The sequence below is a fragment of the Microbulbifer epialgicus genome, from assembly GCF_041447265.1.
Taxonomy (GTDB): domain Bacteria; phylum Pseudomonadota; class Gammaproteobacteria; order Pseudomonadales; family Cellvibrionaceae; genus Microbulbifer; species Microbulbifer epialgicus.
Window position 1 is genome coordinate 77212 of record NZ_JBGMEK010000014.1, and the last position, 14432, is coordinate 91643.

Annotated in this window: 13 protein-coding genes and 1 pseudogene; 11 read left to right on the forward strand and 3 right to left on the reverse strand. The window is 48.4% G+C overall.

The window, feature by feature from the left end; all coding sequences use genetic code 11:
• The first annotated feature begins 40 nt into the window (after positions 1-40).
• From ACCI49_RS08755 to ACCI49_RS08765, 3 genes are all read left to right on the forward strand, one after another.
• Entirely contained in the window at positions 41-379 is a 339-nt protein-coding gene (locus ACCI49_RS08755; RefSeq protein WP_371838578.1) for a hypothetical protein, read from the forward strand.
• Positions 380-480: 101 nt separating this feature from the next.
• Complete coding sequence (locus ACCI49_RS08760; RefSeq protein WP_371838579.1) at positions 481-4167, forward strand: S8 family peptidase; 3687 nt, start codon at positions 481-483, stop codon at positions 4165-4167.
• A gap of 14 nt (positions 4168-4181) precedes the next feature.
• On the forward strand, positions 4182-4406 hold the full coding sequence (locus ACCI49_RS08765) for a hypothetical protein (RefSeq protein WP_371838580.1): 225 nt from the start codon (positions 4182-4184) through the stop codon (positions 4404-4406).
• Positions 4407-5217: 811 nt separating this feature from the next.
• Here the strand turns inward: ACCI49_RS08765 and ACCI49_RS08770 are convergent.
• A pseudogene (locus ACCI49_RS08770) lies at positions 5218-5388 on the reverse strand (isochorismatase family protein); the annotation flags it as partial.
• 124 nt (positions 5389-5512) lie between these two features.
• Here ACCI49_RS08770 and ACCI49_RS08775 point away from each other — a divergent pair.
• The 4 genes from ACCI49_RS08775 (at position 5513) to ACCI49_RS08790 (ending at position 8911) form a co-directional block, all read left to right on the forward strand.
• Entirely contained in the window at positions 5513-5860 is a 348-nt protein-coding gene (locus ACCI49_RS08775; protein WP_371838581.1) for a hypothetical protein, read from the forward strand.
• Between the two features lie 553 nt (positions 5861-6413).
• On the forward strand, positions 6414-6866 hold the full coding sequence (locus ACCI49_RS08780) for a nucleoside deaminase (RefSeq protein WP_371838582.1): 453 nt from the start codon (positions 6414-6416) through the stop codon (positions 6864-6866).
• Positions 6867-6893: 27 nt separating this feature from the next.
• Positions 6894-7142 carry a CBU_0592 family membrane protein gene (locus tag ACCI49_RS08785; protein ID WP_371838583.1) on the forward strand — a complete coding sequence of 83 codons (249 nt, stop codon included), beginning with the start codon at positions 6894-6896 and terminating at the stop codon, positions 7140-7142.
• 848 nt (positions 7143-7990) lie between these two features.
• Positions 7991-8911, forward strand: a complete 921-nt coding sequence (locus ACCI49_RS08790) for a right-handed parallel beta-helix repeat-containing protein (protein ID WP_371838584.1) — start codon at positions 7991-7993, stop codon at positions 8909-8911.
• 351 nt (positions 8912-9262) lie between these two features.
• On the opposite strand, the gene ACCI49_RS08795 is transcribed toward ACCI49_RS08790, so the two are convergent.
• Both ACCI49_RS08795 and ACCI49_RS08800 read right to left on the reverse strand, forming a co-directional pair.
• Complete coding sequence (locus tag ACCI49_RS08795; RefSeq protein WP_371838585.1) at positions 9263-9997, reverse strand: sulfite exporter TauE/SafE family protein; 735 nt, start codon at positions 9995-9997, stop codon at positions 9263-9265.
• Positions 9998-11557: 1560 nt separating this feature from the next.
• Complete coding sequence (locus ACCI49_RS08800) at positions 11558-11707, reverse strand: hypothetical protein (RefSeq protein WP_371838586.1); 150 nt, start codon at positions 11705-11707, stop codon at positions 11558-11560.
• Positions 11708-12147: 440 nt separating this feature from the next.
• Here ACCI49_RS08800 and ACCI49_RS08805 point away from each other — a divergent pair, with 440 nt between their 5' ends.
• The 4 genes from ACCI49_RS08805 (at position 12148) to ACCI49_RS08820 (ending at position 14328) form a co-directional block, all read left to right on the forward strand.
• Positions 12148-12699: a hypothetical protein gene (locus ACCI49_RS08805; RefSeq protein WP_371838587.1), complete on the forward strand. Its 552-nt coding sequence runs from the start codon at positions 12148-12150 to the stop codon at positions 12697-12699.
• Positions 12700-12908: 209 nt separating this feature from the next.
• Positions 12909-13502 (forward strand): hypothetical protein, encoded by a 594-nt coding sequence (locus ACCI49_RS08810; protein ID WP_371838588.1) that lies wholly within the window; start codon positions 12909-12911, stop codon positions 13500-13502.
• 218 nt (positions 13503-13720) lie between these two features.
• Positions 13721-13900: a hypothetical protein gene (locus tag ACCI49_RS08815; protein ID WP_371838589.1), complete on the forward strand. Its 180-nt coding sequence runs from the start codon at positions 13721-13723 to the stop codon at positions 13898-13900.
• Positions 13901-14121: 221 nt separating this feature from the next.
• Positions 14122-14328, forward strand: a complete 207-nt coding sequence (locus ACCI49_RS08820; RefSeq protein WP_371838590.1) for a hypothetical protein — start codon at positions 14122-14124, stop codon at positions 14326-14328.
• The last annotated feature ends 104 nt before the right edge of the window (positions 14329-14432 follow it).

A 14432-nucleotide genomic window follows, 5' to 3' on the forward strand; every position in this document is an offset into this window, starting at 1 on the left:
TTAAAGAGGCCATATGTGATCGGGTCATCGGGCAAAGTAGATGGCCGAAGGTGCGAAAATAGTTTCACCTAAGCCTGCGCTGAAAAGAGATAATCGCTACCAGCGAGAAAAGAAGCGGAAAAAGTGTTGGCGTCGAGCGGCAATTGAGCCGTTAATTGAACACCTGAAATTTGATTTTCTACTGTCAAGAAACTTCCTAAAAGGCACCGTGGGTGATGCCATCAACCTTTTCATGGCCGCATGCGCCCGGAATTTAAGGAAACGGATAATTAAGGCACTGGAAGCTTTTTATTGCGCCCTAAAAAAAGGGACTTTTACCAATTTTTTTAGCCTCAAATCCACGTTCGTTAACAATATGGCTCTTTTGCATACGCCTTGAAAGCTGAATTTGGTGAGAATCCCCCCGTAAACCCACGCTGCGCGGTACGGAGGTGGATGTTTGTTTTTTTCAGGGTCAACTACTTAAATAGGGGGTTTACTATGCGCGTAAAACCGATTCCGAAGTATCTGGCAGCGACCGTCTTGGTTGCATTACTGCAACCCGCGGCAGCCGACCCCGGGAAAAAAGCTTCAGAGTCTCGCTCTCTGCAGTTGGGCGTGTCCCGCGAAGGCGCGTCTCAGGCGGAGCGACAAAGGCAAGCCTGGCCGGAGGTGATCAGATACCGCGCGAATGAAGAGGTGCGCATTATCATCGAACTGCACGGGCCTTCCGCTGCGGAGCAGGCTGGCTTGCGGGCATCGGGCGCTATCGGCACACCGCGGGATATGCGCGCTTTCGCCGCCCGGCAGCAGGAGTTGGGCCTGCGCCAGCGGCAAATGGTCGCCAAACTTCAACAGCGCAAACTGATCACGGGCCACAGCCACCGCTTTACTCGTGCAGTCAACGCTATCAGCGCAACCGCCAGGGTGGATCAGCTGCCCGCTATCGCCGCCATGCCTGAGGTGCGCGCGGTAACGCGGGACCGGCAGGTGCGCGCTTTTCAGGCCGGCAGTCCACAGCAGGTACGCGCGCCCGAGGTGTGGGCAATGCGCGATGCGCAGGACAGGGCCGTCGAAGGGCAAGGGACCAGTATCGCCATTATCGATAGCGGTATCGATTACACTCACGAAGACCTGGGCGGCTGTTTCGGAAGCGGCTGCCGCGTGGCCGGTGGCTACGATTTCGTGAACGACGATAATGATCCCATGGACGACCACTTCCACGGCACCATGGTGGCCGGCGTGGCCGCGGCGGTGGCGCCCGCTGCCAGGTTCTATGCCTACAAGGTGCTGGATAGCTATGGCTATGGCAGCGAGAGCGACATCATCGCCGCCATCGAGGCCGCGCTGGACCCGGACGGAAATCCGCAAACAGACGATGCGGTGGACGTGATTAATCTTAGCCTGGGTGGCGCGGGTGGAAACAACTCGGTTGCGTCCGTCGCCGCCAACAATGCCATGCGCGCCGGTGTCGTGGTGGTCGCCGCCGCCGGCAACGACGGTCCCTTTTTCAACTCCATTGGCAGTCCCGGTTCCGCAGAGGAAATAGTCACCGTGGGCGCGGTGGATGGGGCGGGCCACCTGGCGGACTTTAGTTCCCGGGGCATGTTCGGTACCAGCCTGGACCTGAGCAGTAACAGCGTCAAGCCTGAGATAGTCGCACCGGGCGTGGATATCACCAGTGCCAATCTGGGCGGCGGCTTCCGCACTGATTCCGGTACTTCTTATGCCGCGCCCCATGTGGCAGGCGCCGCGGCACTGCTACGCCAGCTGCACCCGCAACTAACCAGCGCCGAGATCAAGGCGTTGCTGGTCAACCGCGCCGCGCAGGTGGTCGGCCAACTGGCCGAGGTGGGCAACGGGCAGTTGGATGCCTTCGCAGCTGCGAGCGCGCGTTTTCTGGTCAGCCCGCCAACCCTGTATGCGGGGCACTTCGGACAGGGCGCTCACAGCCGGAGATCCCTGCAGGTGACGGTGAAAAACCTGAGCGCTCCTTCCGAATTCGCAGTTGCAGACGGGGGTAGTTTCCCCGCCGGCACCGACTTGGAACTTTCCACCGATCAGTTCGAGTTGGAAGCGGGTGCGAGCAGAGCCGAACTCGTCGACCTGAATGTCGATCACGGTCAGGTACCCTACCTCGAACCGCTTTACCTCACCTACGATTCGGCGCTTGAATACTCATCCGGCGAAGAGCGGGTGCGCCTGCCAGTAGCCTTCCATCGCGCGGAGGTACTGTCCATGCGTGAATCCGAGGCGCCGGGGGAATACTGGTCCTATTCCGCATTTTTGTTCAATGAGGGCTGGTCTGCCTGGGAGCAGCTCTCCAATTTCGAAAGTGCTGAACCGGCCCTGCATATGCCGGTGCGTAACGAACCTATCAATATTCTGTTCAGTACGGACGTCATTGCTGATGGAGAGCGGTATGACGTCTGGCATGCATTTGAAAACCGGCACACTTCCGATGGTGAATTGGTAGTCCCTGCAAGAGTTCGGGGGGCTGGTATTCCCCCCCTGCAAACAGAAAGCGGCGAGACACTCCAGTTTATGGATCAGGTACTTGGGCTGACTCACCCCGAAATTCCCGGGTCAGGCTTGCACCTGAATTACAGCGGGGATACGCCGATGAAAACCCTGCGCAATCTGTCTGATAACTTCCATGTTAACTATATAGGCTTGGCGGAAGAAGGGAACGCGCACCCGCAGGACCGCAAGCTGTATACAGTTAAGCACGGACAACAGGGCATGTCTGAAGATCTGCACTTCGATCTCAGCAATCCCGGTAGTGTGCAGTTGCTGATCGGCAACCCGCTCTGGAATCGGGAGGGCTATGCCATAGGTTACGGGCTCCCTATGTATGAGTCCGTTATAAACTGGTGGTCAGTACCAAGCGAGTTGACCCACAAATCATCACTGCTTACCCTGCATGGGCACGAGGAGGATATCGCCGCTTGGCCCGCATTTTTGAATTTGTTTGTACCCCTACGGGAAGATTGGACCACGGAGACCCACAGCAACGAAATTTCCGTCGGCCGCACGGGCTACCGCAAGCTGCGGCGTAGCGATGAGGACTTCACTATCCCTGAGGTAATACTGGAGCGGTCCAGTGCAATCATGCTTATGGGCCAGGGGCCCAGGTATTTTGCCGGGGGCCTGCGCAATGACGGCGGTAATCACCGCTTGCTTCCCAGCCGCATCAACGGCAGTATTTCTTCGAGCTGGATAATGGACAGCTGGGGCAACGGCTACCGCCCGGAGTCCAGATACCGCGCCCTGTGCATGCCCGGCGATAGTGAATTGAGCAGCGGCGACAACATTCCAGAGTACCTATTCTTCGCCAACAGCGAATGTACCTCAGTGCAGGTGGATTTCGAGTACACCACCTCTCTCGGCGAAGAGGAATACACCTCCAGCGCCCGGGTACAACTCAATAATCTGGATGGTGCCGCTGCACCGCGTATCGCTATGCTGGAACTGCTGGACGACGGAGTGATTTCGCACTATGCGCGCCGCAACGCCAAACTATTTTTATCCTTCGAAAGCCAGTTACCACTCGATTCCGTGACCACCGAACTGGCGCTGGACGGGGGTGACTGGTTGCCACTGGAAACTGCTCCGGTAGACGGTCGCTACTTTACCCTGCTGCCCGAAGTGTCGGAATCTGCCGTCGCCGACCTGCGCATTGTCGCCACAGACAGTGCCGGCAACAGTGTGCAGAACACGATTCGCGGCGCCTTCGTGCTGGGCTTGGATGCGGCAACGGTGGTGGATACCGATAATGACGGTGCTGTAGACAGCGAAGATGCCCAGCCCTTTAACCCCCGCTTCCAGCAGGCATCGAGTTCAGGCGTGAAGTTTAATTCGGGTACTGCGGGCGATCGCGAGGCGAGTCCAGGCGAGGAGGATGTGGTGGTGCAGGTATTTAGCCTGGAGACGGATGTAGAGTCGGAACTCAACACCCTGACCTTGCAAGCATCCGGCAGCGGGAACGACGGATTGGATATTGACCTGGCAAAACTCTACCTGGACAACAACAGCAGCGGAAGCCTGGATGAGGGCGACACCATACTTACCAGCAGCGGGTTTCAAGCAGATGACGGCGAGCTGACTTTCCAGCTCGATATGCCGGGACCGCTGGTACTGGAGCCTGGCGAGAGCCATTTCATCGTCACTTACGATTTTGTGCAATGAAGGAGCGCATACTGATGAACGGGAAAAACTTCATGCTTAAATCTGCGGCCCCCACTCTGCTGTTATTAGCTCTGAGTGCTTGTGGCGGCGGTGGCTCGGATAGCGGTTCCGGCAGTTCCGTATCCAAAACCTTCTCCAGCAGTGTTACCGCCGTGGATATTCGCCGAAAAGACAGCGGTGATTCGCTGCCGGTATCCGGATTGCCTGGGGAGGGTGCAGAAATTACGCTGAGCGAATAAATTGCTTTTCGATATAGGAACTATAAAAGCCCTTTTTGGCACCTACGAGCAAACGCCAACTGTAGCGCTCCACTTTGGGTTCTGTCGCAAACTTTGCGACAGAACCCAACAATAGTCACCCTAAGAGCCGCCCTTGGGCTTTGCTCAAAGATATCTTCAATTGTTTAGAGTTTGGTAACCTTCTCCTCATAGGTGGGGCAACCCCTCAGCTATCAAATTCTCTTCCCCCTTTCTAAGTAGCAGTCTTCCGCTGGTATTCTCCCGCCTCCTCACCGGTAGATAGTACCCCATAACCAAAGGATTATTATTTCGTCAAACTCGAGTAGAAGCCTTATCAAAGAAGGGGCTTGTCCTAATGTTGACACCTATAAAGGTTTTGTTCGCGTCAGAACGGGGGCTTGGATACCCCAACTATTGGGCCAGGCCAACTCTCAGGAGCATCAGCCAGTCAGCACCCTTACAACTCACACCTCCACAAAAAATAGCCATCAGCTCCCGTAGTTTGCTCTATTGGACGGGTTTATTGGCGGGTTATCAAATGCATGAATTATTTAATCCCTGCATTCAACTCCCGCCATCTCTACCAAATCGAAAACGCCAACCGCAAGGTTGGCCTTTTTATTTCTGATCATACTTCAAGCATCATCAACTTTAACCGAGTGATGCCGCCTATAATGATAGTCAGTTCCCAGACAAGTCTGACACTAAAAAATAATGCCCTTACTAATTAAATTTCACTCAGGAACTGATCGGTAGTTAGTACTGCATGCGCGAATGCTGGCCAATTAATATTTATGGTTGCTTCCATCTCCTATTCACTAAAAGCAGCAATAACATCAGAAATTAAAGTCGCATGGTAGCCAAGTTCAACAGCGTATCGACCGGTCGAATCTATACAGGTATTCGCACGATTCCCCGCAATTACTACTCTCTGTTTTCCATGCTGCTTTAAGAGTAAATCTAGGTCCGTATTCGCAAATCCACTTGAGGTTGTAGTGGTCTAATCCTTCCGGACATTTCGCTAAGATCGTAAAATTGCCAAGCGAGGTGAAGTATGACAACAAAAGGTACACCATGTTCGCACCATCAAGCTCAAGGCAACCACCGTGGTTCCGAACAACTACGAAGTGGCCATCCAATCGACTGCGCTAATGCACGATGACTCAGACAACGAGGCCATCGCATCGATTGACAGCAACCTCATTGAGCTGAGCAAGAGCGCTCCTCTGATCGCAAAGTACGTGACAGACCTCCAACACACGAGTGATGACGTCACCGTCGACATGGGACAGCCAATCAGCAACGCGGCAGTGTTCTTGTCTGGCTATCGACTCCACTACGACAGCAGTGACCACGACATCCGGCAAATCGGTGGAGACTCGGGGACCTATTCCACGTCAGGCTCGCAGGTCACACTGCAAAAACCACACGCGCTCATTGGCGACGGCGACTAGGGAAACAGCAAGCACACTCAAGAAAACAGCGGGTCGTACGTGTCGTTCCTTATTGTCGCGGTCCCGCAGTAGACTGCGCGGTTGCTCGAGTGGCCACTACACGCCCGAGCAACCTATGCGATTCCCGCGACGGTGTACACGCCCAAGGTTCTTTGGACGCCCGCCCCACGACAAACGGTATTAAATACTGTGATTTATGTAGCGCTTACTTTACTGCGATTTTTGGACCCTTTGCCTTCAAAAGCTTTACGGATACCCCATGATTTCTGGTCAGCAGATACGTAAATAGTATTTGAAATATTTTCTGCGGATTTATGGAACAAAAGTCCCAAAAGTCGCCAAAGTCCTAGTGAAAAATAATGTGCCTGGAAAATAACCCAAACAAACGAACCTTTAAGCAGAACTACCCTACTTTATCGATCAGCCGGTTCATATCGTTGAGATCGCGCGGTTTTTGATCAGTAAAATCAGGCACCTTGGTGTGAAGAATGCATCGATAAATACGCTATGCCCTACGCTTCAAGTACTCTTAACAGCTTAAACAGAGAGTTGCATGAATAAATCCAAGCATGAAGCTTTTATGCAAGCGGCTATTGATGAGGCGCGAAAGGCTTTAGCAGCAGGAGGAATCCCTATTGGTTGTGTGGTAGTGCGCAATGGCGAAATTATCGGCAGAGGTCATAATCAGCGTATCCAACAGAATAGTGTTATAAAACACGCTGAAATGGATGCACTGGAAAACACTGGAAGATTACGCGCTGTCGATTACCAAATGTGCACGCTTTACACGATTCTATCACCCTGCCCGATGTGCAGTGGAGCCATGCGCCTATATGGCATTAAAAATATTGTTATCGGTGAAATTATAACTTTTCAGGGTGATGAAACATTACTCATATCTGAAGGCGTAAGCCTAATCGTTCTTAATAACTCTGAATGTATTAATCTCATGAATCAATTTCTCCAGCAGTACCCTGAAATTTGGTATGAAGATATTGGCAAGTAAAAAAACATCAGCCGCAAGGTAATATTTATGAGGACTCGCCAGTACATTGAATTATTTGGCTGGATTGGTGCGCTACTGATTCTCTTGATGTTTACGCTAAATTCACTGGCGATTATTCATGCACAATCAACATACTATCAGATTGGAAATTTAATCGGCGCTGTTCTTATTGCAGCAGCATCCATGGTTAAAAGAGCATGGCCTGCTGCCTTCCTTAACATTTCCTGGGGCCTAATTGCTGTGGTTTCGTTGATTCGAGGCACGGGCCAATTCTGAAAGGGGTGCAGCACAACACTTTATGAAGAAAATAGTCCGGCCATATCTTTATAAAGCAGCGCCTTGCCCATCTGCTAGCAGATTTCAACTCTAGATATCTCCTCCAAATCGCTGTCTCAGACAGCCCACGAAAGCCCTGTACACCTGGAGTTTCCTGAGTTTTGTTTATCTGGACCATCCCACTACACTTACGGCTGCGAGCTACAAATCAGGAGCTATATATACAGCTCTCCCTTTGGAGTTTGAACATTCGCACCATTCAGGTTAATGGTACATCCATTGTCAGTAGGTAGGGTCCATATTATGGAAACTCTAGATTTAAAACTGCCCTGCTCTACACAACTCTAAATTTTATCCTGGATTCGATGCGTTATTATCCCAAATATGATGAAACTTCCGTTAATGACGACACCTTGGCTGAATTACTAAACGGTGCTTAAAGCTATAAGAGAATCGAAGTGAATTCAATCAAGTTATTCGGCGAAAATTTTGACTCTTACTAGAAGCAACCTACTTACTAATCTGAGTATGATGATTCAAAAGAGCACTTTAGAAGCCCTACGTTGCTGCACCTGCCAGCAAGCTAGCACCGTGATTTAATTTTCACCAAAGCAGCCATCCAATGAATACAGAACAGCTTAAAAACCTACAGGAATCTCAAACTCAGAGAAATCGCATAAGCACCAGCATAAAATCGAGATCCCATATTATAAAAAACTCTTAAAAACAAATAACAAAATCTACAAGTAATGGTATTTTAAAGTTGACTCCGTCAATGCCTTCATAGCTCGCAGAAAACATAGCCTTTAAACTACTATCACGCCTAAAATTTTAAAAAGGGTCTGCTCATGAATATTAAACTTCATAAACTTCTATATTCACCGATAGCCTTAACTCTGACTGCATCAGCTTTTCTTCTACCCTCACATGCTTCTGCTGTTGCATGCGGAGACGTTATTATATCGCCAACTTTCCTTATTCAGCCACTCACCTGTGAATTATCCATAGCTGAACCTAACGCTCTTACCGTTATTGGACCAATTGGAAGCTTAACAATGATTGGCAGTGGAGGGATAACATGTGAGGACCCCGATGAAGTAGGTCAAGCAGGAATTCTAATTGAGGGGTTTTCTGCCACTGTTTCAGGCGGAGAAATTAACAATTGCCCTAACGGAATAGATGTAGAAGGTGGAGGGTTTCACTCAATTCAATTTGTCGAGATAGTAGATGCCGGCACTGATGGAATTAAAATAGTAAGCAATAGCAACAATATTACTGCAAATACAGTCACCGGAAGTGTATTTGGCGATGGAATTGATGATAACGGGGATTATAACGTCATTACTCAAAATCAGGTAGAGGGAGTTTCTGACGAGGGGATAGAAGTAAATGGTGACTTTACATCCGTAATATTAAATCATGTAGAGGGGAGTGGAAATGAAGGAATAGAGCTTGAAGAGGGAATTGGCGCAACAGTGTCACAAAACTATGTGGCTTCTAGTGGTGGCTCTGGAATCGAGCTGCAAGACGGTGTATCGAACGCTCTAGTTACTCAAAATACTGTCTTAGAGAATGGAATTGATGAAGATCCAGATGAAGCTGGAATAAATATTCTTGGCCCTGACAATACGGATAATAGAATTATCGGAAATACTGCTTTAGATAACTTTGAGTTCGATTTGCGAGACGCAACGGACCCTCTGTGCACTGGCATTAACATATGGTTAGATAATACATTTGTAACAGCTGACCCGGCATGCCTAAATTAAAAACTTGATATAACTTCCTCCCTGACAGAGGGTCAGGGAGGCTGGGGCACTTACTCAAGATGATCCTACACGATGGCCTTAAATGCCCTACAAAGCCTGACCTGATGAAGATAATCGTTGGGCAGATTTAACGACTTAAAAGTTCTGTTTGCATTGGCATGAGCCCCAGAAAATTCGAGGATGTAAATGACTTTGTGTAGCCAATAAGTGAACTAAAACAGATCTAAAGTACTGGCACCTGTAGGAACATAATTACAGGCACTAGTAGTATCCAGTACTTTATTCAATGCTAATTTTTAAGTAAGCAATTAAGTTACCGATACCATCTTAAACAATATACTGACAAAAAATCTAAACCAGGTCATAAAGGGTTCTTAACACCAAAATCAAACCAGATATAAACATAATAAAAATGGTATAAACCCTAAATCTCTCAAAACTCACCTTGTGCAGTTTCCTTTTAGCTAAGGTCACACCAATAATGCCCCCCAATCCGGCAGCCAGACCATAAACTGCCAATTCAAAGGTGACTGCTGCAAAAGTAATGTAAGTGCCCAACTTTACAAGCTGCATTAACAGTCCATTGCAAGCCTTGGTAGCAATCAAGGATTCCTTTTCCAGGCCATAATTCAGTAAAAATGGATTTTTAAGCGGCCCCACGGCCCCAACAAGGCCTGAAGCGAAAGCAGTAACCAACCCTAGTGGCAAAAAATATGGCAGCGACATAGGAAAGGATCTTTTCCTATGTCCAAAGCGATACTGAAAAATGGTGGACATCAAAAATAGCCCAATTATTAACTGTATCCACTTCGGCGACATTTGCGTATAGGTATAAGCACCGAACATCGCCCCCACCAGGGTCCCCGGGGTAAGCCAGAGAATTACCCGCCAGTCAATATAAGACCAAAAGACCAAAGCACGGTAAGGGGAGGCCACGCACTTAGCAATAGTAACTGTAGGCGCAACTAAATGTGGCCCAACCAGGAAGCTGATGATCGGCACTAGAAGTAGTACCCCACCCCCAGCTGCGAGAGTACTGAGATACCAGATCAGTACACCAGAAACCAGCAGTAAAAGCTCAATCATTTCTCAGCTTCAGGTATCCACCAGCCCCATAATTGGAAAGTTAAAGAAGCGCTCTCAAAGGGCTTGATCCTATTGTCTCAGCTTACCAGCGTATCGCAAACAAATAGAACAATCAGGATCTTGGAATGGCGCTTCCTGTGCACTCTGTCTGGACAAACGCCAAGCCCGGCTTCAGTCCAAAAACAGGCTTCAGAGTGGCGACTTTTTAACTATAGATAAAAGTATATTCAGCAAATCTCTGGCGGGACAAACTGGCACCAATAAATACTGGTGTGCACCTCTAAACATTACGTTTTCTGCAATTTTATCTCCCTCAAGTTCAGACAAAATGGTGCTGATGGATGCCAAAAAAGTAATTTATAAAGGTGCTCTAAAGTCATTTAAGCTGGCAGCCAGCGACGGCCGTTAAATTGAAAAGAATTGCTAGGTGCCTACAAACAGGCCACAGAAGCTAATACAAGCCCAGTACACGGATGACTTTACTGGCCCCGACATCACCGATAAAACAGTATATCCATATGGCAGTAAGCAGAAGTATCACCACTGTAAATACCGACACCGTGACCGGTACACTCATCACCTAATGAGTCACATCGACACGGTAGTTGTCAGTTAAAACAACTACATTGAGCATTGCGCCAGCAGAGGCAATGGAAGCCCCCACCAGGGGGGAGATCGCTGTCTCATGTCCCTCGCGGATAATTTCTTTCCCGTGTTCCAGTTTGCTCTCACCAGATAATATGGTTAAGGCAAACAGGACCAGCCTCCAGTGACCTGAAATGGCGACAGGGGTACACCATTTTCTTCTACAAAAAAGACAGCCTTCACGCTCCAAAATAACGCAAGTGCTGAATAAACCGCATCTATTCGCCGAGGATCACTAATTGGAAAGGAATATGGTATCAAAAGGCGCCACAGCACCTTTTGATCAAAGCAGTAATATTTACTCTCAATCTTTAAATTCTACGAAGTCATCATCGTCAGTATCAAAGAGAGGGTTTTTCTTACGATGCTCATCAAACTGTTTACGAAATGGCTTGCCAACGTTTTCTTCATCTTGTCTCGGCCAACCTACATCTATTCTACTAAGCAGCACCTCTAAAGGAACCCAATCTACGACTTGAGCACTGTACCCAAGCTGCCATTAACCATCTATCCATGAAGTCACATCGTAGGCACCAAAACCATGAGGATAATGAACTGCAACAATATATTCACCAGGTGTTGTTGGCTCACTTTTTTCTCACCACATAGCTTGCAAACTACTGTCTTCGGTCAGTGTTATTTTCTCATTCGAAACCGTTCAGCTTTATCGATCAGCCAATTCATGCAATTAAAACCAAATACCTTTTAGTGGACTCTCAACTCCACTAAAACGAAAAAGACCAACCGGATAGATGACCTTACTAATTTTTTGAATATTATCTGAAAAGTTTGAGCCCTTCCATAAAAAGCCGTCTCTAATTTAAAGTAGACATCCTTTAATTATGAAGTTGACCACTATTTTTGTAACCTACTTATCAACTTTTTTAAATCTTGCTTCCCATCAGGATTATCATCTCACATTGCATCTTTAACCCCACTCAGCAGCCCTGTCTGATGCACATCTTCAGAACCTGATAACAACTCTTCAGCATGCTTTTTGGCACGTTCCTTTCTCCACTTTTCATATTCAGGAGTGCCCTTTTGGGGGCGTTTTTCATCGGTCATACAATGCTCCTCCAGCAGTAATCACCGTGAGCGTTATAGGTAAAACCTTTGCTGATGTAATAGTCGCGTAACTTTCCGTTGACAGGCTCCATGTAGGGTATCCCAACGACGGCGCAAAAAAGCTATTAACCGAAAAACACTAACGTTTCCCCTGGTAATTGCCTTCGCTCTTATTGGCTGATGCTCTTCTGGGGAGTACTGTAGGCCGGGTGGCAATTTTCTTGTGGGCCAGAAATTCGATTGCCGTATCAAAGAGGGCGCGTGGCGCTTCCCAGCTATTTGCCTTCTCAAAAAAATTTAATAAAGAAGACAAAGGAGCATCATTATGGACGAGACTCTCTCCCGACGACCTGTAGCGCCCGCTATGCAAGCAAGCTACACAGCTAGATAGTTCGACCTCGCTCTCTTTCGATTTCAAACCAACATCTCAAACAGACACAATGCAGCGCGATCCCATCCTTAGCCAGCTCTTGCAACATAAAGCTCGCATGCTCGAGTGGCTCTGTGAATCTGAAGGCAATGCTCATCAGTTTGTGCTCGACCCGATTGCGACTTTTCAGCGGGTGTGCGACCCGCGCCCCGAGCTGGTCGAGGGGCTGCGCGGCCTGGTTGACCGAGAAGAGCCAAGCGACTTAATTGAAGAAGAAGAGATTGAAGAACAGCAAGGCCTGCAAGAAGTTGAATCCTCCCCAAATCTAGACCTTTCACAGAGTTGGGACTTGATTAGCGCCTCGACTCAAGGAGCGGTCAACAACTGGATCCGCAAGCTCTTCGACGGCGACTCCGGCCAATGGTGCTTCAACGGAAACGTCGGTAAGGGCCCCACCAAGGTTCGCTACGAGTTCGCTTTCGATTGTCCCGCCTTCATCGATCCCGAAGACCAAAAGGCGACGCTCGACCTGCCCATCGCAGGGTTCATCAAGTTCCCAGGTATCACAAGCAATATCGAAGATGCACAAGGCCAAGCCGTCCACTATCTGATAACGGTGTAAGGACTGCGCTCAGGTCTCTGGGCTATGACAATGAAACCATGACCGCCCACGGCTTCCGTGCAATGACCCGTACTCTATTAGACCACGACACTCGGCAGATTTGATTTAGAATTCGCGTTTTCATCAAGGAAAAAATTGAATGTGGCACATGCATCTCAAATCAGAGAGGCAGAACACATTCTTCAATGGATTTACGAGGATAAAAGGATATGTCTATCAACGAACATGCAACCAAGGTACAGGTGAGTCGACTAGTTAACACCGCTCTGGCAGCGATTAAGAATAAAGATCCGAGACTTGATCAGACTCTGGTCCACACCTTGGATCAACTCAGCTTAATCAGCCGGAACCTGAATACTGCCAAACATAACGTACAGCACTTTGGTGGAATTATGGCGAGCGGCGCTCATGGACAAAACGCCTACCGAGCCAATCAATCCATGAATTCGAAGCTTAGGACCCTCTCATCACTTGAAGCCTTCCTCGCAGAAGAATGGAAAAAGCTTGGTAAAGCAGTTGACGCTTATAGGAAACAGCTACCATGGGAAGGCAAGACCGAATTGGAACTCCTGGATATGCTTGCGGGAGAAATCGAGTCGTTCGATAAATTACTTAAGAAAAACGTCATTCAGGTTCCAAAGCACCAGTCCAATCCTCATCAAACGATGACCCTTCAGAGAGAAATCACGCAATTAAAGGCAATGCCCGCTCATACAGCGCCAAGTATGCTTGTCTTAATTTCCATCGGTCTTCGGTTATTTGCAATGTACGTCGGTTCTAAAAGAGTGACTAGCAATAGATAGTCTCGATTTCCCTTTTAGCAGTTCGCTAGGCGCTGGACATTTTTCATCCGACAGGATCAATGCCTGTCGGAGCCTTCTAAATAAATGGGCTCAAATCAATATTGTGTTAGGAATACACACATTTAGAGCCAACCCCCTACCGGATAGCCCGCCACAGGTCCGACACAGATAAAATCATTATTGCCAAATTGGCAAACCCCTTTGAGGTGCGGGAGGCCATGGAAGATGTAGTGACCATGAAATCCGCCCGCTGGTCTGAAAAGGGCGTCGAGTTCGAAGCAATTCTGCGTGGCGAATTAAAACTGATCCCCAACCAAAAACGACTTACTATTATCAACGCAGACCACGATAAATCCCTTGAGGGAGGCATGTCCCTTCAAGATCCTGGCCAGTTTTAAGATATTGCCGCCCGATTAAAGCAACTCGAATCTGAGCTGAACACCCATTATCATTCAGTACTCATTGAGAATAAGGAAAACTAAAAATTGTCGTAAACAAGAGGCCGGGGTATGGAAATCACTACATACTCGCACCCGCAAGAACAATGGAACTCAGAAAATTTCATGCACTTATGGACCACTTTAGAGAGTATGCTCAACGAGTGAGCTAAGAGATTATTATGGAAACACTAGACTTAAAGCTTCCCTATACCGACTTAACCCTAATCCTGGATTCAATACGCCACTATCTTAAGCACATTGAAAACCTCGACGAGAATTCAATTGATGAAGATACTCTGGCTGATCTGCTTAACGATGCAGAAAGCCTTAAAGTTATAGAAGCTAACCTGGCAAAGCTTTTTAGTGAAAAATTTGGACCCTATTAGAACCCACTCTCATAAAACTTCGGGGTAACCGTCCGGTAATTCCATCTATTCAGCCAAGTTCTACGCTGTAATTTAGGTGTCCACCAATCAACAAGTGGACACCT

What these genes read in the sequence shown, in the direction of transcription:
- ACCI49_RS08785 (WP_371838583.1), top strand. Translation starts at nt 6,894, where the DNA reads ATGAGGACTCGCCAGTACATTGAATTATTTGGCTGGATTGGTGCGCTA.
- ACCI49_RS08760 (WP_371838579.1), top strand. Translation starts at nt 481, where the DNA reads ATGCGCGTAAAACCGATTCCGAAGTATCTGGCAGCGACCGTCTTGGTT.
- ACCI49_RS08820 (WP_371838590.1), top strand. Translation starts at nt 14,122, where the DNA reads ATGGAAACACTAGACTTAAAGCTTCCCTATACCGACTTAACCCTAATC.
- ACCI49_RS08810 (WP_371838588.1), top strand. Translation starts at nt 12,909, where the DNA reads ATGTCTATCAACGAACATGCAACCAAGGTACAGGTGAGTCGACTAGTT.
- ACCI49_RS08765 (WP_371838580.1), top strand. Translation starts at nt 4,182, where the DNA reads ATGAACGGGAAAAACTTCATGCTTAAATCTGCGGCCCCCACTCTGCTG.
- ACCI49_RS08790 (WP_371838584.1), top strand. Translation starts at nt 7,991, where the DNA reads ATGAATATTAAACTTCATAAACTTCTATATTCACCGATAGCCTTAACT.
- ACCI49_RS08755 (WP_371838578.1), top strand. Translation starts at nt 41, where the DNA reads ATGGCCGAAGGTGCGAAAATAGTTTCACCTAAGCCTGCGCTGAAAAGA.
- ACCI49_RS08780 (WP_371838582.1), top strand. Translation starts at nt 6,414, where the DNA reads ATGAATAAATCCAAGCATGAAGCTTTTATGCAAGCGGCTATTGATGAG.
- ACCI49_RS08800 (WP_371838586.1), bottom strand. Translation starts at nt 11,707, where the DNA reads ATGACCGATGAAAAACGCCCCCAAAAGGGCACTCCTGAATATGAAAAG.
- ACCI49_RS08795 (WP_371838585.1), bottom strand. Translation starts at nt 9,997, where the DNA reads ATGATTGAGCTTTTACTGCTGGTTTCTGGTGTACTGATCTGGTATCTC.
- ACCI49_RS08805 (WP_371838587.1), top strand. Translation starts at nt 12,148, where the DNA reads ATGCAGCGCGATCCCATCCTTAGCCAGCTCTTGCAACATAAAGCTCGC.
- ACCI49_RS08815 (WP_371838589.1), top strand. Translation starts at nt 13,721, where the DNA reads ATGGAAGATGTAGTGACCATGAAATCCGCCCGCTGGTCTGAAAAGGGC.